Here is a 19,627-nt window from a genome sequence, read left to right on the forward strand (position 1 = left end):
TCTCAGCTGGTGAGTGATGACGAGGGGTCCGCCCTGCGGGGGCGGGCCCCTTCACCGTGCCGGGGCTCGTACGCGAAGGCCGCGGCGAAGGAGTTGCGGGCGATCAGGTCGAGCTGCTCGCCGGTCATTCCCAGCTCCCGCCGCAGCGCTTCGTAGTTGTCCTCGACGTAGCCGCCGAAGTAGGCGGGATCGTCGGAGTTGACCGTCACGACCAGCCCTTCGTCCAGCATCGCGGGCAGGATGTGGTCGCGCAGGGACGGCACCACCCGCAGCCGCACGTTCGACAGCGGGCACACGGTCAGCGGGATCCGCTCCTCCCTCAGCCTGGCCACGAGCTGCGGATCCTCCATCGCCCTGATGCCGTGGTCCAGCCGCTCCACCCCCAGCACGTCGAGCGCCTCCCACACGTAGTCGGGCCCGCCCTCCTCGCCCGCGTGCGCCACCCGGTGCAGGCCTTCGGCGGCGGCGATGTCGAAGACCCGCCGGAACAACGACGGCGGATATCCCACCTCCGCCGAGTCCAGCCCCACTCCGATGAACTGCTCGCGGAACGGCAGTGCCGCCCGCAGCACCTGCTCCGCCTCCTCCGCGCCCCGGTCACGAAGGAAGCACAGGATCAGCGCGGCCGACACCTCGCTGCCGTGCAGCGCCGCCGACAACCCGCCGAACACCGCCTCCAGCGGCACGCCCCGGCTCGTGTGCGCCTGCGGGTCGAAGAAGATCTCCGCGTGCCGCACACCCTGCCCGGCGGCCCGCCGCAGGTAGGCGGCGGCCAGGTCGTGGAAGTCCTCCTCGGTACGCAGGACCGCCAGGTTGTCGTAGTAGACGTCCAGGAACGAGCCCAGGTCGGCGAAGTCGTTGCGGGCGCGGACGGCCTCCGCGTCGAAGGCCGGCAGCTCGATCCGGTTACGCCTGGCCAGCTCGACGACGAGCTCGGGCTCAAGGGTGCCCTCGATGTGCAGGTGGAGTTCCGCCTTGGGACGCATGGCACCGAGTAAACCGGACCGCCCGGCCCGGCAGATATCGTGCGAACCTCCGAACTCTCACGGGGATTTCCGTGCGGAAACCTCCCCCTCAGGGAGCCGCGCCGCTCCCGTCCGTGGTAGGCACCCCGGCGGCCGTCCGTGCGGCCTGGCATACCATCGGATTTCATGAGGCTGGCGGATCTGCTCGCACGCGACGACCTGCGGCTGACGCTGGTGACAGGTGGTGCCGCACTCGACCGCGAGATCCGGCGCGCCTACCCGACCGACCTGCCCGACCCCCGCCGCTACCTGCGGCCCGGCGACCTGGTGCTGACCAGCGGCGTCTGGTACACCGAGCCGTCCGACTGCGAGCGCTTCGCCGACGCGCTGTGGGCCAGCGACGCCGCCGGCCTGGTCGTGGGCCTGATCGTGCTCGGCGAGCTGCCGCGGGAGCTGGTCAAGGCGTGCGAGCTGCGCCGGCTGCCGCTGCTGCTGGCCGCTCCCGACCAGTCGTTCGGCACGATCACCGAGGTGGTGACCGTCGAGGGGTTCGCCGCCGAGCAGCGCAGGGCCGAGCGGGTCAGGGCGCAGACGCTGCTCGACGTCCTCGGCCAGATCCCGCCCGGCGAGGTTTCGGCGCATATGCGGCTGCTCGGCGCCGACCCCGGCCTGCCGACCGCGGCCATGGCGGTCACCCAGACCGGCGGCCCCGAGCTCGACCTGCCGGAGTTGCTGCACGAGGGCCTGGCGAGGAAAGGGCGGCACCTGATCGTCGGCGGCACGCCGCGCGAGGCGATCGTGCTGGTCAACGGCCGGGCCTCGCGCAAGAGCCTGGCCGACGAGCTGCGCGGGCTGGTCGCCGGGCGGGGAGTGAGCCGGGAGACGAGCCCGGGAACGAGCCGGGAGATGAGCCTGGGGACACGCTCGGGAGTAAGCATCGCGGCCGGCATCAGCGAGATGGCGGCCAGCGTGTCGCAGCTCGGCGAGGCGCTGGAGACGGCCAGGCGCGGCATGGAGTCGGCCAGGGGCGGTCCCGGGCCGGTGTCGATCATGTCGGTGGCCGACATCGACAGCTTCGACCTGCTGCTGGCCTCGCTGCCGGCCGGCGTGCGCAGGTCGTTCCGCGACCGCCTGCTGGCGCCCGTCGAGGACTACGACGCGCGGCACGGCTCCGAGCTGCTGCGCACGCTCGACCTCTTCCTGGAGACCTGCGGATCGTGGCAGCGCACGGCCGACGAGCTGTACGTCCACGTCAACACGCTGCGTTACCGGATGCAGCGGATCGAGGAGCTCACCGGCCGGCGCATGTCGTCGATGCGCGACCGTACGGACCTCTACCTGGCGCTGCGGTCAGGGCAGCCCGCCCGCGACGACGGCGCCCCGTGACACGACGGCCACGATGTTGCCGGTGGCCAGGTCGCCGATGCGCTCCCACGGCCGGCCGCGCAGCACGATGAGGTCGGCGCCCAGCCCGGGCGCGATCCTGCCCACGGGAATGCCGATCGAGTCGGCCGCGTCCGAGGTGGCCGCGCGCAGCGCCGACGCCGCGTCCATGCCGAGGATCCCGGCCATGTGGCGGACCTCGGCGAGCTGGTCGCCGAACTGCACGTGGTGGCCGTTCGCGTCGGTGCCCAGCACGAACCGCACGCCGAGCGCGGCCGCTTGGGCGAGCAGCACGTCACGGGTGGCGACGAGCTCGGCGGCCTTGGCCCTGGCCTCGGGGGTGACCGGGACGCGGCCTTCGGCGATGGCCTCGTTGATGAGCAGCGTGGGGGCCACGGGAGTGCGGCGGGCGGCCAGGACCTCGGCCAGGTCGGTGCTCATGAGGGTGCCGTGCTCGATCGAGTCGACGCCCTCCTCGACGGCCACCCGGATGCCCTCCTCGGAATGGGCGTGGGAGGCCACCGGCATGCCGAGCGCGTGCGCCTCGTCCACGACGGCTCTGATCTCGGCGCGGGTGTAGTTGCGCCAGGCGTTCCTGTCGCCGATCGACAGCACGCCGCCGCTGGTGGTGAGCTTGATGCCGTCCATGCCGGCCCTGGCCCAGGTGCGTACGAGCTTGCGGCACTCGTCGGGCCCGTCGGCCGTGGGCTTGCGCTGAGGCGAGGCGGGCGGCACGAACAGGTCGTTGTGCCCGGCGGTCATCCCCACCACGCCGTGCACCTGGAGGCGCGGCCCCTGCAGCACCCCGGCGTCGAAGGCCCGGCGCAGCGCGACCTGGGCCTCGTCGCCCGCCAGGTCGCGCAGTGTCGTGACGCCGTGCCGCATGGCCCGCTGGGCGTGGGCCACGCCGTGCAGCACCTGCTCGTCGCGCGTGGTGACCAGCGGCCACGTCGCGAAGTCGGGCGGGTCGCCGGGGCCGGCGTGGCCGATCAGGTGGACGTGCGTGTCCACCAGGCCGGGGATGACGCACAGGTCGTCGTGGCGTGGCGCGGCGGGGCTCACGTCGATGATCCGGTCGGGCTCCCAGCTCAGATCGACAGGGCCGCGAAGTTCGGTACCGTCCCAAAGGGGGATTCCGTCGAGTCTCATTTCCCGCCCGACGCTACCGGAGCCCTGGGGCCGCTGGAGGGATCTACGGTCCTCGTCCCCCGCTCTCGTAGGGACCTACAGGGGCCGCCAGCGGTTTTTCCGCCATCCCGCGCGACGGCCGTCCGCCCGGCCAGAAGTCCGAAAATACCGTCACTTGATGGTAATAATCGGTAGATAACGTCCTGACCTGCACCTTCACGGCCGCTCAAGGAGAATCATGGCTACCTTCGACCGTCGCGCGTTCCTGCGGACGACAGGCCTGGCCGGTCTGGCGCTCGGTCTGGCCGCCTGCGGCGACAGCGGCTCGCCGGCCGGTTCCTCATCCGGCGGCGGGCTGGGCTCGGTCAAGCTCCAGCTCTCCTGGAAGAAGAACGTCGAGTTCGCCGGCGAATACTTCGCCGACAGCAAGGGCTACTACAAGGCTGCCGGGTTCTCCCAGGTCGAGCTGCTGTCGGGCGGCGGCTCCGGCACCTCGGTCGAGTCGGGACTGGCCACCGGGCGCTGCTGGGCGGGCCTGTCCGCGCCCACCATCACCGCCCCCGCCGTGCTGCAGGGCGCCCCGCTGAAGATCGTCGGCGCCACCTTCCAGAAGAACCCGTTCGCCATCATCTCCCTGAGCAAGAACCCGATCGAGAGCGCCAAGGATCTGGCCGGCAAGAAGATCGGCGTCCAGGACTCCAACGAGCTGGTCTGGAACGCGCTGCTCAAGGCCAACGGCATCGACGAGGGCAGCGTGACGCGGGTGCCGTTCCAGTCCGACCCCTCGATGCTGACCTCCGGGCAGCTCGACGGCTACGTCGGCTTCGTCACCAGCGGCCCCGTACGGCTGAGGATGGAGGGCCACGACGCCACCCACCTGCTGCTCGCCGACGCCGGCCTGCCGCTGGTCGCCGAGACGTTCACGGTCACCCAGGAGACCATCGACAACGAGCGCGACAAGCTCAAGGCGTTCCTGACCGCCGAGATCAAGGGCTGGAAGGACGCCGTCGCCGACCCGGCCAAGTCGGCCGAGCTGGCCGCCACCGTCTACGGCAAGGACCAGAACCTCGACGTCAAGGAGCAGACCGAGGAGGCCAAGATGCAGAACGAGCTCGTCGTCACCCCCGACGTCAAGGCCAACGGCCTGTTCACGATGACGCCCGAGCTGATCGAGCAGAACATCGCCTCGCTGGCCAAGGCGGGCCTGACCATCAAGGCCGAGCAACTGTTCGACCTGACCGTCCTGGACGAGGTCTACAAGGCCGACCCGAGCCTGAAGCTGTCATGAGCGATTCGGTCGAGGCCATCGATGCGCACGGCGCCGGCATCAGCGTCACCGGGCTGAGCAAGACGTTCGGCAAGGGCCTGACCGCCGTCGACGGCGTGGACCTCCGTACGCCGAAGGGTTCGTTCCTGTCGCTGCTCGGCCCTTCCGGCTGCGGCAAGTCGACGGTGCTGCGCATGCTCGCCGGGCTGGAGCAGCCCACCAGCGGCGAGATCCGGGTGAACGGCGAGACGCCCGCCGAGCTGCGCAGGAGCCACCACCTCGGCATCGCCTTCCAGGACTCGGCCCTGCTGGCCTGGCGGAGCGTCGCCGCCAACATCCGGCTGCCGCTGGAGGTCGCCGGGATCAGGCCCGAGCCCGGCGTCATCGACGACCTGATCAAGCTGGTCGGCCTCGAAGGGTTCGAGAAGGCCAGGCCCGCCGAACTTTCGGGCGGCATGCGCCAGCGTGTCTCCATCGCCCGCGCGCTCGTCGTCAAGCCCAGCGTGCTGCTGCTCGACGAGCCGTTCGGCGCCCTCGACGACATGACCAGGCAGCGGCTCAACCTGGAGCTGCTGCGCATCTGGACGGAGAAGCCCGCCACCACGCTGATGGTCACCCACGGGATCGGCGAGGCGATCTTCCTGTCGGACGTGGTCGCCGTCATGAGCCCGCGCCCCGGCCGGATCGTCGAGCTGGTGGAGATCGGCCTGCCGCGCCCGCGCACGCCCGGCATGATGCGCACGCCGGAGTTCCACGCCCTGCACGACCACCTCAGCGACCTGCTGTTCGGGCACGGCTCATGAGAAGGGCGCAGGGGCTGGCCGGCGTCGTCGCCCTGGTCGCGGTGTGGTGGCTGCTGGCCGTGACGGTGTTCGCCGGCGGCGGAGCGGTGCCCACGCCGTGGGCCGTGCTGGCCGGGATGGGCGACGACGGGTGGGCCTTCTACGGCCCCAACGTCATCGCCACCGTGTCCGCGGCGGCGCAGGGCTTCCTGTGGGGCAACGGGCTGGCCATCGGCGTGGCGCTGCTGGTGCTGCTCGTGCCCCGGCTCGAAGCCGTCGCCACCCAGCTCGCCGTGATCAGCTACTGTGTCCCGCTGCTCGCCATCGGCCCCATCGTGCTGGTCGTCTTCGGCGGCGAGGCCACCGTGGTGTTCCTGGCCGCCATCTCCGTCTTCTTCACCACGCTCATCGGCGCCCTGCTCGGGTTGCGCTCCGCCGACCAGGCCGGCCTCGACCTCGTCACCGTCTACGGCGGCGGCCGCCTGGCCAGGCTCCGCTACGTGCAGGTCATCTCGGCCCTGCCCAGCACGTTCGCCGGTCTGCGGATCTCCGCGCCCTCCGCGCTGCTCGGCGCGATCATCGGCGAATATCTCGGCAGCAACGACCAGGGGCTCGGCGTCTCCCTGATGATCTCGCAGCAGCAGTTCCAGGTGCCGCGGACATGGGGACTGGCGCTCGTGGCGGGGCTGATCGCCGGTCTCGGGTACGCCGTCGTCGCGCTCGTCGCCCGCGTGGTCACCCCGTGGTCGAAAGGCGAGGCGCAGTGATCGGCCGTACCATCCTGCGGGTCGTCGGGCCGCTCGCGCCCTGTGTGGTCATCGTCGTGGCCGCGTGGTGGCTGGCGCTGGAGGCGTTCGGCATCAGCCCGCTCGTCGGCAAGCGCCCGCCCCAGGTGTGGGACTACCTGACCGCGTCGGCGGCCCACCGCGAGGCCGTGTTCGGCGCGCTGGGCATCACCGTCAGGGACGCCGCCATCGGGTTCGCCTCGGGGATGGTCGCCGCGATGGCCGTCGCGGTCACGTTCGTGCTGTTCAGGACCGTGGAGCAGACGTTCATGCCGGTCGCGATGTTGCTGCGCTCGGTGCCGCTCGTGGTGATGACGCCGCTCATCACGCTGATCTTCGGCAGGGACCTGGTGGGCGTCGCCGTCATCGGCGGCATCGTGGTGTTCTTCCCCGCGCTGGTCAACATCGTCTTCGGGCTGAGATCGGCCTCGCCGCAGGCCACCGACCTGGTCATGGCCTACGGCGGCACCCGCATGACCGTCCTGCGCAAGGTGGCCGTGCCGACGGCGATGCCCGCGGTCTTCGCCTCGGCCAGGATCTCGGTGCCGGCCTCGATCATCGGCGCGCTCATCGCCGAATGGCTGGCCACCGGCGAGGGGATCGGCGCGGAGATCCTGCGCGCGATCGGCGGGTTCCGCTACGACGAGGTGTGGGCGGACATCGTGGTGGTCACGACCGTGTCGATCCTCGCGTACGCGGTCGTCGGCGTGGTCGAGTCGCTGGTGCTGGCCCGCTTCTCCGACCGGGCCTGACACCGGAGGGAGGATGCGGGCCCGGCCGCGGTCCTTTGTGCGGGGGGGAGGCGCGGCCGGGCCCGCCAGGAGGGGAGCGTGTGGGCGTGCGGTGGGAACCGGCGCTGAGGCCGGTGAAGCCCGACGCTCCCTTGGCTTCAGCAGGGCTTGAGCGGAGTTTCAGCGGGCGGCGAAGATCTGGGTCCAGGCTTGCTTCTCGGCGCTGTATCCGACGCCGATGTGGGTGAACGAGCAGTTGAGGATGTTCTTGCGGTGACCTGGGCTCTTCAGCCAGTCCTTGAGCACCGTGGCGGCGGCGGGGTAGCCCATGGCGACGTTCTCGGCGATCAGGCTGTAGGAGAAGCCGACCGCCTTGATGCGCTCCGCGAACGCGCGCCCGCCTGAGGTGTGCCTGAGACGCCCCTTGGCCGCCATGTCCGCCGAGTGGCGCTCGGCCGCGAGGTGCAGCCTGGGGTCGTGGGCCAGGGGCTTGCAGTCGTTCCCGGCCCGCGCCTTGTTGGTGAGCTTGACGAGCGCCTCCTCGGTCGCCGAGGCGAACTCGCCGCACGCCAGCCGTACCGTGCGCGACCTGGCTTTGTGCCCCTTGGCGTCGAGCGCGATCACGTAGTAGGTGCGCGGGGTGGTGGTGCAGCGCACCTGCGCGGTGACCGAGCCGGTCCTGACGGTCCTGGAGCCGCTCTTGACGACCCGGTCGGGGCCCGGCACGGCCATCGCGACGCGTACCCGGAGCAGTGCCTTGCCGGAGCAGCCCGCCCTGGTGGCCGTGCCGCGGACGAAGCCGTGGGAGAGCGCGGGCTTGGCCGCGGCCACCCGGCAGGCCTGCGCGCTCGTGGCCGCCTGCGCGGCCGGTGCGGGGAAGGTCAGTGCCGCCAGACTCCCGAGGCAGGCCCATGCCTTGAGCTGTCTGCGCATTCTCTCCTCCGGGTCGGCGGTTTCACACAAGGTCGAACCGCATTCTGGCGCTCCAGGGTCGGCTATGTCCTGAAAAGACCGCTCCAAGTGGCTGAATCGTGATGCAGCCTGCCTTATCGGGGTAAACCGCGGCGGCCCCCTGCGCGTCAGGAGGCCGCCGCATTCACCCCACGATGATCAGCGCAAGATGATCAGCGCAAGATGATCAGCACTGCGCGGGCTTCAGCCAGGAGCACTCCAGGTCGCCCGCCGGGCCCGGGTCCGTGGCGCGGAGCTGGACGGGGTCACCGCCCGCCGAGGTACGGGAGAACTGGGCGAGGCGTACGGCGATCTTGTCCTCGATGTCCTTCGGCGAGCCCGACAGGTACTGGTTCAGCATGATCGAGAAGATCAGCGGCTCGCCGTCGGCGCTGGTGACATAGCCGGACAACGCCGTGACCCCGGTCAACGAGCCCGTCTTGGCGTGCACGTTGCCCGCGGCGGCGGTGTCGCGCATCCGGCTGCGCAGCGTGCCGCCGACGAAACGATCGGCGTTGCCCGCGACGGGCAGAGACTCGTACCAGGTGTCGAACCACGGCTTGCCGCGTACGGCCGACAGGAACTGCACGATCGAGCCGGGCGAGAAGCCGTCGCGGCGCGACAGTCCCGAGCCGTCACGCATGTTGATCACCTGCGCCCCGTTGGCCTTGGCGAAGTCGGTGGTGACCTTGAGCCCGGCCGGCCACGTGCCCTGGTTCGCCGCCTTGCGGCCCATGGCCTTGGTGAGGATCTCGGCGTGGATGTTGTTGCTCAGCTTCATGAACGGCACCAGCAGCTCGCCCAGCGTCATCGACTCGTGCGCGGCCAGCTCCTTGGCGCCCTCGGGCGCCGCGCCGCTCACCGTGCGGCCGAGCACCTTGACGCCGTGCCTGGTCAGCGATTCACGGAAGAGGGAGGAGGCGTAGGCCGTGGGGTCGTCGACGGCCACCCACTCCTGGTACGGGTCCGCGACCGTACCGGTGATCACGACGGTGCGGGTGCCGTGCTGCCGCTCGATGAGCACGTCGGTCTCGGAGCCCGCCGTCGCCCGGTTGACGATCTTCAGGTAGCCGGTGTCGGGCGTGGTGGTCACCTTGACCTTGCCGTTCTCGGCCGTCACCGCGACGATCACCGAGCCGGCGTCGTAGTCCTTGTCGGGGGAGGCGGTCAGGGCCGAGATCGGGGCCGCGTAGTACGCGGTCTCGTCGTCCCAGGCCCAGTCGTTGCCGAGCCGCCGCGCGTCGAACCAGGTGTCGTCGGCCACGAGCTTGCCGGTGACGACCTTGACGCCGACGCCGGCCACCTTGGCGGCCAGCGCGTCGTAGTCCTCGGCCAGCATGGTCGGGTCGCCGGTGCCGCGCAGCACCAGGTCGCCGGTCAGCACCTTGCCGGCCTTGCGCCCGGTGCTCAGCACGCTGGTGGTGAAGCGGTAGTCGAGCCCGAGCGTCTCGGCCGCCGCGGCCGAGGTGAACAGCTTGGTGTTGGACGCCGGGATCAGCAGCTTGCCGGCGTCGGTGGCGTACAGTTCCTCGCCGCTCTCCGCGCTCTTGACGACGACGCCCGCCCTGGCGATCGTGAGCCGCGAGTCGCTGAGGATCTGGTTGAGGTCCTGGGTCAGGTCGGCCACACCCACCGAGGGGTCGAGCGCGACGGCTGGTGAGGAAGGGCTGGACGCCCACGCGAGGGCCGCGACGAGCGCGCCCGCGACGAGGGATGCTGAGGTGCGCCGCATGGGGTCTCCAATAAGACTGGGGGATCGCCTGCAGCATGGAGCAGCACCGTCAGCCTGTAATCCGCAAATATCCGTATTTATTGGAGAATGCGCGAGCGCTCACATCGACGGCAAACCCGACGTGAGCAGAAAACCGCAGTCTCCGAACGAGATCTCGTCACCCGACCTGACCCGGGCGGGCCCCACCAGCCGCCACCCGTTGAGCCGGGTGCCGTTGAGCGAGCCAAGGTCGACCAGCAGCCACCCGTCGCTCTCGCGCCGCAGCTCGGCGTGCACGCGGGAGACCGTCAGGTCCGACAGCACGAGGTCGCAGGCCGACCCCCTGCCCACCACGTAACGCAGCCGGTCGTCGTCGGGCAGCGCCAGCCGGGGCAGCCGCGGCCGCCGCCACGCCGACTGCACCCTGGTGGTGAACTCCGACACCGACGCCACCGCGTCGGTCAGCCGCTGCCTGAGCGTCGCCCGCCGCGGCAGGTCGGCCACCACCTCGTCGAGCTCGTGGCGGTTCTGCGCTCTGAGCACCTGGTCGACCCGGCCCACGAACGTGTCGTGGGAAATGCGCCCCTCTACGGCGCGATCTCTGAGCTCGTCGATCGCACGGTCGCGTTCCCCATCCGAGGCACGAAAGGGCGGAAGCGTGGAGCTCATGTAGCGAGTATCGGCCTGAACCGCGCTCCCTGTCCAGAATACGCGGATCGGTGGTGATGACCGTCCCGCGCGCGCATGGCTGTCACCCACGTTGACCAGGCACGCCGTGCGGCCGGGTCCGTCACGCGGACGCGTCCGGTTCCGGCGCGCCGGGTGGCGCGAGGCGGTATCTCAGCGTCATCACCACCGACGCCAGGATGATCAGCGCGGGGACCGTGGTCTGCCCGATGAGCACCGCGGTCACCGCGCTCTCCGGCTGCTCGACCGGCCTGCTCGGCTCGGACTCGATGAAGCCGCCGAGCGACAGGATGACGCCGAAGATCAGCGCGCCGAACGAGCTGACCCCGCTCTCGATGGCCGTCCACAACCCGGTCAGCACGCCCGCCCTGCGCTTGCCGGTCTTCGCCGCGTCCACCGCGATCACGTCCGCCAGCATGGAGAACAGCAGCAGTTGCACGCCCGCGATGCCCACGCCGACGACGAGGATCGTCATGTGCGCGTACAACGAGCCGAAGATCGGGGTCGCCATCGCCGCCGCGGTGCCGCCCCCGAACATCAACGCGGCCAGCACCATCGCGCCGCGCTTGTCGAACCGCTTGGACAACCGCACCCACAGCGGCATCGTCAGCAGCATCGGGCCGACCAGCGCCGCGAACAGCGTCTGCGTGGCGTCCGGCGTGCCGATCGTGTAGGTGGCGAAGTACGGCGCCGCCGCCAGCATCATGCTGACGGCCAGCATCTGCGTGCAGGCCAGCGCCGTGATCCAGAGGAACGGCGCGTTGCCCTTGATCGCCGCGAACTGCTCCCGCCACCCGCCCCGGTCGGGCTCGGGCGCGCCGGTCATGGGGGCGCGGGCGGTGCCGAAGAACGAGCCCAGCATCGAGACCAGCAGGATGGCCGCGATCGTGGCGGCCATCAGCCGGTAGCTGCCGAGGGTGCCGTCGCCGCCCTGGCTGGTGACGATCGCCGGGGCCAGCACGCCGCTGATGGCGGTGGCCGCGCCAATGAAGATCATCCGCCACTGGAGCAGCGAGGTGCGTTCGTGGTAGTCGTGCGTCATCTCGCCGGGCATCGCCTTGTACGGCACCTCGAACAGCGCGTACGCCGTCGCCGTGGCCAGGAAGCACACCCCGACGTACAGTGCGGCGGGCACGCCGGTCAGCGGCGGGCCGGCGAAGACCAGGAAGAACGCGATCGGCAGCGTGCAGGCGCCGGCGAGCAGCCAGGGCCTGCGCGGGCCGAGCCGCGATCTGGTCCGGTCGGACCAGCGGCCGACCAGCGGATTGATCACGAGGTCCCAGGCCTTGGGCGCGGTCACGACCACCCCGGCCAGCCACGCGGGAACGGCCAGGAAGTTCGTCATGTAGTACAGCAGGAGCAGCCCGGGCACGGCGCCCACGGTGGCGGTGCAGAACGACCCCACACCGTAGCCGACGCGTACGCCCCGGGGGACCGTGGAGACGCTCGCCGCCGGTGCGATCATGCCCTCATTGAAGCCCAGCAGAGCGTTGTTCGGTAGGGCCCAGTTCCGGCGCGGCGAGGCGGGCCCGGATCGGCCGGGCCCGTCGCGCGTGGGTCAGTCGCGGACGTCGGCGCACACCACGTGCGCACCGATCTCGATCATCCGGCGTTCGCTGTGCGTGTCGGCCACCCTGGCCATGAGGATCGGCGCGCCGGACGCCGCGAACTGCGGCAGCCGGGCCCGCACCAGGCGGTGCAGGTCGCGTACGACGTCCTCGGCGGCGGACATGTGCACCTTCACGTGCAGCATGATGCCGGGGGCGCCGGACGCGGTGCTCGCCTCGGAGATCCACACGTGGTGCACGAGCGGGAAGTCCATGAGCAGTTGCGCGATCGCCTGCCGCAGCGCGGGCAGGATCGGGTGCGTGCACCGCCGGTAGCCGGGATCCACCTGCTGCATGGGCCCCGACAGGTGCGGCCGGGGCGCGGGCACCCACGGGAACGCGGGCGCCTGGGTGGAGGGCGGTGCGACCTGGGCCAGCGCGGCACCGCGCGAGACGGTGGCCATGGCGCCCGTGGCGTAGGCGGCGGGGGCCGCCCCCGACAGCACGGGCGTCGGTCCGCTGCGCGTCGAGGTGAGGAAGCGCTGGAGATCGTCGATGGGCACGGCCGCGGCGGCTGGTCCGGCCGCGTCGATCACGATCTCCCGCACGCCGGTGACGCGCTGGATGTCCAGGATGGTGTCGGCGTCACACGCCGACAGGGAATGGCTGCCGCGGTGCCTGGCATAGGTGGCAGGGCCGGTGTAGCCGAGCAGGACCCGGTCACCGGCTTGCGTCGTCCCCAGGACGACTGAACGGTCTGTTCGCACTGCCACCAGGATTCCACCGTCGGCGAGAGCGCCCAGCAGGCGATGGGGGGTGCCATGCTGGGCGAGCACGTCGGCAAGCGCAGGATTCCCGATGCTCATATGACGAACCATAGGTAGTCGGCCACGGCTTATCAGGCTAATGGCGAAGAAATCTCCCGATCAAGACAAAGACGGCCGCGATATGGATGAGTTTGCCGCCCGGTGGGTACGGCCGCCCCTGTCCTACATCATGGGTCCCTCGTGAACGCGTTCACAAGCGACCGTTAGACTCTGTGGGACCGTCGGGGGGCCGGACGTGTGACGAGTCCCCCGAAGCCCGCCTGTCCCGGAGGATCCACACCCGTGAACAAGCCCGTCGTTCTGGTCGCAGAGGAGCTGTCCGAGGCCGGCCTCGCCGTGCTCGGCGCTGATTTCGAGGTCCGCCACACCGACGGCGCCGACCGTTCCCAGCTGCTGCCCGCACTCGCCGGCGTGGACGCGCTGATCGTCCGCTCCGCCACGCAGGTCGACGCGGAGGCCATCGCCGCGGCGCCCAAGCTGCGCGTGGTCGCCCGCGCCGGCGTCGGCCTCGACAACGTCGAAGTCGAGGCCGCCACCAAGGCCGGTGTCATGGTCGTCAACGCGCCGACCTCCAACATCACCAGCGCCGCCGAGCAGACCCTCGCGCTCATCCTGGCCAGCGCGCGCAACACGGCCCAGGCGCACGCCGCGCTGAAGAACGGCGAGTGGAAGCGGTCGAAGTACACCGGCGTCGAGCTCGACGAGAAGGTCGTCGGCATCCTCGGCCTCGGCAAGATCGGCCAGCTCGTGGCCCAGCGCCTGCAGCCGTTCGGCGTCGAACTGATCGCCTACGACCCCTACCTGCCGCCGGCCCGCGCCGCGCAGATGGGCGTCAAGCTGCTGAGCCTCGACGAGGTGCTCAAGCAGGCCGACTTCATCACCGTGCACCTGCCGAAGTCGAAGGAGACGGTCGGGCTCATCGGCGACGACGAGCTGCACAAGGTCAAGCCCAACGTGCGCATCGTCAACGTCGCCCGCGGCGGCATCGTCGACGAGGCAGCCCTCTACTCGGCCATCAAGGAGGGGCGGGTCGCGGGGGCCGGCCTCGACGTGTACGCCAAGGAGCCGTGCACCGACAGCCCGCTGTTCGAGCTCGACCAGGTCGTCGCCACGCCGCACCTGGGCGCCTCCACGCACGAGGCCCAGGAGAAGGCCGGCACCCAGGTCGCGCGGAGCGTGAAGCTGGCGCTGGCGGGCGAGTTCGTCCCCGACGCGGTCAACGTCCAGGGCGGCGTGGTGGCCGAGGACGTCAAGCCGGGCCTGCCGCTGGCCGAGAAGCTCGGCCGGGTGTTCACCGCGCTGGCCGGCGAGGTCGCGACCAAGCTCGACGTCGAGGTGCGGGGCGAGATCGCCGCGCAGGACGTCCGGGTGATCGAGCTGGCCGCGCTGAAGGGCGTGTTCGCCGACGTGATCGAGGAGCAGGTCACGTACGTCAACGCGCCGCTGCTGGCCAAGGACCGCGGCATGAACGTCGAGCTGGTGACCAGCTCGGAGAGCCCCGACTGGCGCAACGTGGTGACCGTGCGGGGCGTGCTGGCCGACGGCCGCCACGTCTCGGTGTCGGGCACGCTCTCCGGCCCTCGCCAGATCACGAAGATCGTCGAGGTCAACGGCTACGAGATGGAGATCGAGCCGACGGCCCACCTGTCGTTCTTCACCTACACCGACCGTCCCGGCATCGTGGGCGTGGTCGGCCGCCTCCTCGGCGAGCACGGCATCAACATCGCCTCGATGCAGGTGGCCAGGTCGGTCAAGGGTGGCAAGGCGCTCATCGCGCTGACCGTCGACACCGCGATCCCGGCCGACGTGGTCGACCAGATCGTGGCCGAGATCGGCGCCGAGAGCGGCCGCTCGGTGGACCTGGAGGACTGACCCTCCCCGGTCGTACGAGGCCGCCGTCCCGCAGGGGGCGGCGGCCTTTCGCGTCTCAGCATGCAAGATAGTAGGACGTCCAACGAGACGGCTGAGGTACTGTAGCGGAGATGCGCCAGGTGCTCGTACTTATTACCTGCCGCGGCGGGGCCTGTTAGGGCAGGTCGACGACTCGCCGCGGTGAGTGGCGCTGCGTCGGCCGTCAGACCCTTCCTCCCGGTCCGTGACCCGGACCACGAGAGCAGACTCGCCCGGATTCGTGACCGGAGTCCGGCTTTCCATCGGAACGCATCCGCGAAATGAGATGAGTCACATGTACGAGATGTATGCCTGGAACCGTGCGGAAGAACACGACGACGAGGCCGCCGAGGCCCTGCAGACCGCGCTGGACCGCAGGGACAACGGCGGCGCCCCGCAGAGTTCCGGCCGCTAGCTCAGGACGTGGCCTGGGCGCTCCCGCGTGCCCAGGCCGCCGATCCGTCCGCAAGCTGAGATGATGTGTTCGTCAGTCGAGACGAGCCGGTAAGGTAACCACCCATGGAGTCGCGTAACATCCGCTTGGCCGTCATCCCGGGTGACGGCATCGGCGCCGAGGTCGTGGCCGAAGGACTCAAGGTCCTGGAGGCCGTGGGCACCAAGATCGAGCCCACCCACTACGACCTTGGGGCAGCCCGCTATCACCGCACCGGAGAGACTCTGCCCGACGCGGTGCTCGAGGAGTTGCGCGGCTACAACGCGATCCTGCTCGGCGCGGTCGGCGACCCCAGCGTGCCGCCCGGCGTCCTCGAGCGCGACCTGCTGCTGCGGCTCCGCTTCGCGTTCGACCACTACGTCAACCTCCGCCCGGTCAAGCTGTTCCCCGGCGTGCGGACGCCGCTGGCCGGCTCGTCGGCCGACGACATCGACATGATCGTCGTTCGTGAGGGCACCGAAGGCCTCTACGCAGGCACCGGTGGCGTCATGCGGCGCGGCACGCCCCACGAGATCGCCACACAGGAGTCGCTCAACACCGCCCACGGCGTCGAGCGCGTGGTGCGCTACGCGTTCGAGAAGGCGCGGTCCCGGCCGCGCAAGAAGCTCACCCTGGTCCACAAGACCAACGTCCTCACCTACGCCGGCGACCTGTGGCAGCGCACGGTCGACCGCGTGGCCGGCGACTACCCCGACGTCGCCACCGACTACGCCCACATCGACGCGGCCTCGATGTTCTTCGTGAGCCAGCCCGAGCGTTTCGACGTGGTCGTCACCGACAACCTGTTCGGCGACATCATCACCGACCTCGGCGCGGCCATCGCGGGCGGCATCGGCCTGGCGGCCAGCGGCAACATCAACCCCGAGCGCACCGCGCCCAGCATGTTCGAGCCGGTGCACGGCAGCGCCCCCGACATCGCCGGGCAGGGCAAGGCCGACCCGACCGCGACCATCCTGTCCGTCGCGATGCTCCTCGACCACCTCGGCCTGCACGCGGAGGCGGCGAGGGTCGAGCAGGCGGTCGCCGCCGACATCGCCGAGCGGCGTCCCGGCCGCGGCACCCACGAGATCGGTGACGACATCACCGCGCGAGTATCCGGCTAGGACCGCCTAGCCCCGCGAGCGCCTGGCGATCCGACACGGACCGCCAGGCGCTTTTTGGTGTGCCAACGGCCTGACCACCCCAACGGCCGCTTGCCATCCCATATAGCGAGACAATAGGAAGTACGGGCTGCTCTTTTCGGGGCGGCACTGCTTCACACCGCACTTCAGCGGCCCCCGTTCGTAGATTCGCAGAGAGAAGGACCGCCGTCATGACCATCGCTCAGAAGCTCAGCTTCGACGTGCAGCTATCCGACCACGCTCGCACCGCGGCCGAGCGGGAGCAGGTACTGGCGAACCCCGGTTTCGGGCAGACCTTCACCGACCACATGATCTCGATCGACTACACCGAGGGTGAGGGCTGGCACGACGCCCGGCTCATGCCGTACGGGCCGCTCTCCCTCGACCCGGCCACGTCGGTCTTCCACTACGCCCAGGAGCTGTTCGAGGGGCTCAAGGCCTACCGGCAGACCACGGGCTCGATCGTGGCCTTCCGCCCCTACGCGAACGCGGGCCGCTTCAACCGCTCCGCGGCCCGCATGGCCATGCCCGAGCTGCCCGAGGAGACGTTCGTCGAATCGCTGGAGCTGCTCGTGCAGACCGACAGGGAATGGGTGCCGACGACCGAGGGGCACAGCCTCTACCTGCGGCCCTTCATGATCGCCACGCAGGCGGGGCTCGGCGTCAACTACCCGTCCAAGTCCTACAAGTACATGGTCATCGCCTCTCCCGCGGCCTCCTACTTCACCGGCGGGCTCAAGCCGGTCTCGGTCTGGCTCTCGACCGAGTACACCCGCGCCGCCCCCGGCGGCACGGGCTTCGCCAAGTGCGGCGGCAACTACGCGGCCGCGTTCGTGGCGCAGCGGCAGGCGGTGGAGAACGGCTGCGACCAGGTGGTGTGGCTGGACGCCCACGAGCACAGGTACGTCGAGGAGATGGGCGGAATGAACCTGTTCTTCGTCTTCGGCGACAAGCTCGTCACGCCGGCGCTGACCGGCACCCTGCTGCCCGGCATCACCCGTGACTCGATCCTGCAACTGGCCGGCGACCTCGGCCTGGAGACCGAGGAGCGGCTCCTCTCGGTCGAGGAGTGGCAGGCGGGCTGCGAGTCGGGCGAGCTCACGGAGGTGTTCGCGTGCGGGACGGCGGCCGTGGTGACGCCGGTCGGCACCGTCAAGGGCGCCGACCGTTCCTGGACGGTGGCCGACGGCGCCCCCGGGCCGGTCACCATGCGGGTGCGCGACGAACTGGTCGGCATCCAGTACGGCTCCCGCCCCGACTCCCACCACTGGGTGCACAAGATCGTTTAGTCGGGTGATCCCCCGGGAGCGGCGCTCCCGGGGGTCACATCAGCCGTGCCGTGTCGACGGCGAGCCCCCACGGATCGGGCAGCGGCAGCGGCTCGCCGGCGGCCACCACGATCTCCGTGGCATAGGTTCCGCGGGAGGGGTCGCAGAAGAGCTTGACCGACCGCTGAAACGGGTCGATCACCAGGTAAAGCGGCACCCCGGCGGGGGCGTAGCCGCAGGGTTTGACGTAATAGTCGTCGTAGCCGCTGCCGGCCGAGACGACGTCGGCCAGCAGCAGCGTCGCGTCGCCGTGCACGGCGTGCTCCTCGTGCATCCTCGGGGAGGCGGGCACCACGGTCAGGTCGGGGACGTACCGGTCGGCGTGCTCGCCGAGATAGACGGTGATGTTGGGCCAGATCTCCCAGCCCCGCCCGGCCGCCGCGCCGGCCAGTTGCAGCAGCAGCCGGAAGAGGATCGTGTTGTGCTGCCAGGTGCCGGACTCGTTCACCACGATGCGCCCCTTGACCGTCTCCACCCGATATTCGGGAAACAAGTCGCGGGCCGTACGGAAACGCTCTTCGAGTGGCCTGACCATGCCGCCGTCCTCTTGTAGTCACGGGATCACCAAGCGTAGGGCCTGGCGCCCGCGCCGGGCGGCGATTCGGTGGTATGGCTATCTCTTCCTGATCATGGTCATCCCGTCCGCGACGGGCAGCATGTAGACCGTCACCCGCGGATCCCTGATCACCAGGTCGTTGAACCGGCGGATGTGCACCGTCGTGGCCTCGTCGCGCGCGGGATCGGCGACGTGCCCCCGGCGCAGCGTGTTGTCCGCGACCAGCAGCCCGCCGGGCCGCATGCGGCTGATGAGCAGCTCGTAGTAGCCGGGGTAGTTCTCCTTGTCGGCGTCGAGGAAGGCCAGGTCGATCGTCTCGTCGAACGCGGCGAGCGTCTCCAGGGCGGGTCCGAGGGTGAGCGTCACCCGGTCGGCGACGCCGGCCTCCTGCCAGTAGCGGCGCGCCATGGACGTCCACTCCTCGCTCACGTCGAAGCAGTGCAGCCGCCCGCCGGACAACCCGCGGGCGATGCACACGGACGAGTAGCCGGTGAACGTTCCCACCTCCACGGCCACCTGGGGCACCATGATCTGTGTGATCATGGTGAGGAAGCCGCCCTGGTCGGGTGAGATCTGCTTGACCGCGTCTTCTCCGGTCGCCTCCGCCGACTCCTTCACCAGCCTCTCCAGCAGGGGATCGGGCGGCGTGCTGTGCTCGAATACGTATCGCGCGATGTCAGCGTCAAGAAGGTATGTCTTCATGCCGCCATTGTTTCGGTTTCCGATAGGGTCTGCGCGATCAACGAGATGAGAGTGGCATGGTGAAGCGGTTGGTGGCGGTGGCGATCGCCTGCGCGGTGATCGCCGTTATCGGGGTGCTGGCGTTCGCGGAGCCGGGCGCGTCGTCCGGCGAGGTGCGGCTGACCCGGCAGGCGGACGGGTCCATGGTCCTGGCGGACCGGTCGAGCCAGGCACCCGTGCTCGACCTGTACGAAGACTTCGACTGTCCCGTGTGCAAGCAGATGCACGACGCCGTGGACGGCATGCTTCAGCGCCTGGCGAGGGAGGGCAAGGTGAAGATCGTGTTCCACCCGGTGACGATCTTCAGGGCCGAGCCCATGCGCTCCAACTCCATCCGCGCCGCCGCGGCCGCCCGCTGCGTCCCCGAGGACAACTGGCTGGCCTTCAGGGACCAGCTGTACGCCATGCAGCCCGCGCCGCACGGCGTGGCCTCAGGGTTCACCGTCGAGGAGCTGGCCGGGGCGGCCAGGAAGGCGGGCGCGGTGGTGGACGAGTGCGTCCGGTCGCAGGCGTACGCGAAGGCGCACCTGGAGCAGACGGCGAAGGCGGGCATCCGGGGCACGCCGACCGTGCTGCTCGACGGCCGGATGCTCGGCAACGAGGTGTTCGACGCGGCCGCGCTCGAACGCGCCATCACCGGCGGTGACGGCGTCGTCGTATGACGCCCCGCACGACACGGGTGTCCACTCGGTGAGACCCGCGTGCCAGATGGTGAATCCGTATGGCAGACTGGTGAGCATCATGTTCTACGGTCTGCTCATTATCGGCAGGCG

The 19,627-nt window shown here is 70.3% G+C and carries 18 protein-coding genes; 9 read left to right on the plus strand and 9 right to left on the minus strand.

What is annotated here, in order from left to right; all coding sequences use genetic code 11:
• Positions 1-2: 2 nt before the first annotated feature.
• Positions 3-986 (minus strand): adenosine deaminase, encoded by a 984-nt coding sequence (locus ABGB01_RS19245; RefSeq protein ID WP_347774853.1) that lies wholly within the window; start codon positions 984-986, stop codon positions 3-5.
• A 165-nt stretch (positions 987-1,151) separates the two neighbouring features.
• On the opposite strand from ABGB01_RS19245, the gene ABGB01_RS19250 reads away from it, so the two are divergent.
• On the plus strand, positions 1,152-2,351 hold the full coding sequence (locus ABGB01_RS19250) for a helix-turn-helix domain-containing protein (protein ID WP_347774855.1): 1,200 nt from the start codon (positions 1,152-1,154) through the stop codon (positions 2,349-2,351).
• On the opposite strand, the gene ABGB01_RS19255 is transcribed toward ABGB01_RS19250, so the two are convergent.
• Entirely contained in the window at positions 2,316-3,497 is a 1,182-nt protein-coding gene (locus ABGB01_RS19255) for an amidohydrolase family protein (RefSeq protein WP_347774857.1), read from the minus strand. The two genes, ABGB01_RS19250 and ABGB01_RS19255, sit on opposite strands and share 36 nt — an antisense overlap.
• 217 nt (positions 3,498-3,714) lie before the next feature.
• Between ABGB01_RS19255 and ABGB01_RS19260 the strand changes: the two genes are divergently transcribed.
• From ABGB01_RS19260 to ABGB01_RS19275, 4 genes are read left to right on the plus strand one after another with little or no spacing between them, the layout of a single operon-like run.
• Positions 3,715-4,764, plus strand: a complete 1,050-nt coding sequence (locus ABGB01_RS19260; RefSeq protein WP_347774859.1) for an ABC transporter substrate-binding protein — start codon at positions 3,715-3,717, stop codon at positions 4,762-4,764.
• Positions 4,761-5,546 carry an ABC transporter ATP-binding protein gene (locus ABGB01_RS19265; RefSeq protein ID WP_347774861.1) on the plus strand — a complete coding sequence of 262 codons (786 nt, stop codon included), beginning with the start codon at positions 4,761-4,763 and terminating at the stop codon, positions 5,544-5,546. Before ABGB01_RS19260 ends, ABGB01_RS19265 begins: the two co-directional genes overlap by 4 nt.
• The gene (locus tag ABGB01_RS19270) at positions 5,543-6,292 is read left to right on the plus strand and encodes an ABC transporter permease subunit (RefSeq protein WP_347774862.1); all 750 of its coding nucleotides are present in this window, start codon (positions 5,543-5,545) and stop codon (positions 6,290-6,292) included. Before ABGB01_RS19265 ends, ABGB01_RS19270 begins: the two co-directional genes overlap by 4 nt.
• The gene (locus tag ABGB01_RS19275) at positions 6,289-7,062 is read left to right on the plus strand and encodes an ABC transporter permease subunit (protein WP_347774863.1); all 774 of its coding nucleotides are present in this window, start codon (positions 6,289-6,291) and stop codon (positions 7,060-7,062) included. The genes ABGB01_RS19270 and ABGB01_RS19275 overlap by 4 nt, the downstream gene beginning before the upstream one ends.
• Positions 7,063-7,221: 159 nt before the next feature.
• Here ABGB01_RS19275 and ABGB01_RS19280 read toward each other — a convergent pair whose 3' ends face one another.
• The 5 genes from ABGB01_RS19280 to ABGB01_RS19300 all read right to left on the minus strand — a co-directional run bounded on the left by ABGB01_RS19280 (position 7,222) and on the right by ABGB01_RS19300 (position 12,803).
• Positions 7,222-7,974, minus strand: coding sequence for a CAP domain-containing protein (locus ABGB01_RS19280; RefSeq protein ID WP_347774864.1), 753 nt, complete (start codon positions 7,972-7,974; stop codon positions 7,222-7,224).
• Between the two features lie 205 nt (positions 7,975-8,179).
• Positions 8,180-9,724, minus strand: a complete 1,545-nt coding sequence (dacB, locus tag ABGB01_RS19285; protein ID WP_347774866.1) for a D-alanyl-D-alanine carboxypeptidase/D-alanyl-D-alanine-endopeptidase — start codon at positions 9,722-9,724, stop codon at positions 8,180-8,182.
• 99 nt (positions 9,725-9,823) lie between these two features.
• Complete coding sequence (locus ABGB01_RS19290; protein WP_347774867.1) at positions 9,824-10,372, minus strand: DUF1707 and FHA domain-containing protein; 549 nt, start codon at positions 10,370-10,372, stop codon at positions 9,824-9,826.
• A gap of 121 nt (positions 10,373-10,493) precedes the next feature.
• Entirely contained in the window at positions 10,494-11,855 is a 1,362-nt protein-coding gene (locus ABGB01_RS19295; RefSeq protein WP_347774869.1) for an MFS transporter, read from the minus strand.
• 93 nt (positions 11,856-11,948) lie between these two features.
• Positions 11,949-12,803 carry a hypothetical protein gene (locus ABGB01_RS19300; protein WP_347774870.1) on the minus strand — a complete coding sequence of 285 codons (855 nt, stop codon included), beginning with the start codon at positions 12,801-12,803 and terminating at the stop codon, positions 11,949-11,951.
• 243 nt (positions 12,804-13,046) lie between these two features.
• Between ABGB01_RS19300 and serA the strand changes: the two genes are divergently transcribed.
• From serA to ABGB01_RS19315, 3 genes are all read left to right on the plus strand, one after another.
• A complete protein-coding gene (gene serA / locus ABGB01_RS19305; RefSeq protein WP_347774871.1) occupies positions 13,047-14,636 on the plus strand; it encodes a phosphoglycerate dehydrogenase in 1,590 nt (529 codons plus the stop codon).
• 537 nt (positions 14,637-15,173) lie between these two features.
• Positions 15,174-16,211 carry a 3-isopropylmalate dehydrogenase gene (locus tag ABGB01_RS19310; protein WP_347774872.1) on the plus strand — a complete coding sequence of 346 codons (1,038 nt, stop codon included), beginning with the start codon at positions 15,174-15,176 and terminating at the stop codon, positions 16,209-16,211.
• A gap of 209 nt (positions 16,212-16,420) precedes the next feature.
• Complete coding sequence (locus ABGB01_RS19315; RefSeq protein ID WP_347774874.1) at positions 16,421-17,518, plus strand: branched-chain amino acid aminotransferase; 1,098 nt, start codon at positions 16,421-16,423, stop codon at positions 17,516-17,518.
• A 34-nt stretch (positions 17,519-17,552) separates the two neighbouring features.
• On the opposite strand, the gene ABGB01_RS19320 is transcribed toward ABGB01_RS19315, so the two are convergent.
• Both ABGB01_RS19320 and ABGB01_RS19325 read right to left on the minus strand, forming a co-directional pair.
• Entirely contained in the window at positions 17,553-18,092 is a 540-nt protein-coding gene (locus ABGB01_RS19320) for a Uma2 family endonuclease (RefSeq protein WP_347774875.1), read from the minus strand.
• Between the two features lie 78 nt (positions 18,093-18,170).
• Positions 18,171-18,815: an O-methyltransferase gene (locus ABGB01_RS19325; protein WP_347774876.1), complete on the minus strand. Its 645-nt coding sequence runs from the start codon at positions 18,813-18,815 to the stop codon at positions 18,171-18,173.
• Positions 18,816-18,871: 56 nt separating this feature from the next.
• On the opposite strand from ABGB01_RS19325, the gene ABGB01_RS19330 reads away from it, so the two are divergent.
• The gene (locus ABGB01_RS19330; RefSeq protein WP_347774877.1) at positions 18,872-19,516 is read left to right on the plus strand and encodes a thioredoxin domain-containing protein; all 645 of its coding nucleotides are present in this window, start codon (positions 18,872-18,874) and stop codon (positions 19,514-19,516) included.
• Positions 19,517-19,627 lie beyond the last annotated feature (111 nt).

This window comes from Nonomuraea sp. B5E05, assembly GCF_039880665.1.
Lineage (GTDB): Bacteria > Actinomycetota > Actinomycetes > Streptosporangiales > Streptosporangiaceae > Nonomuraea.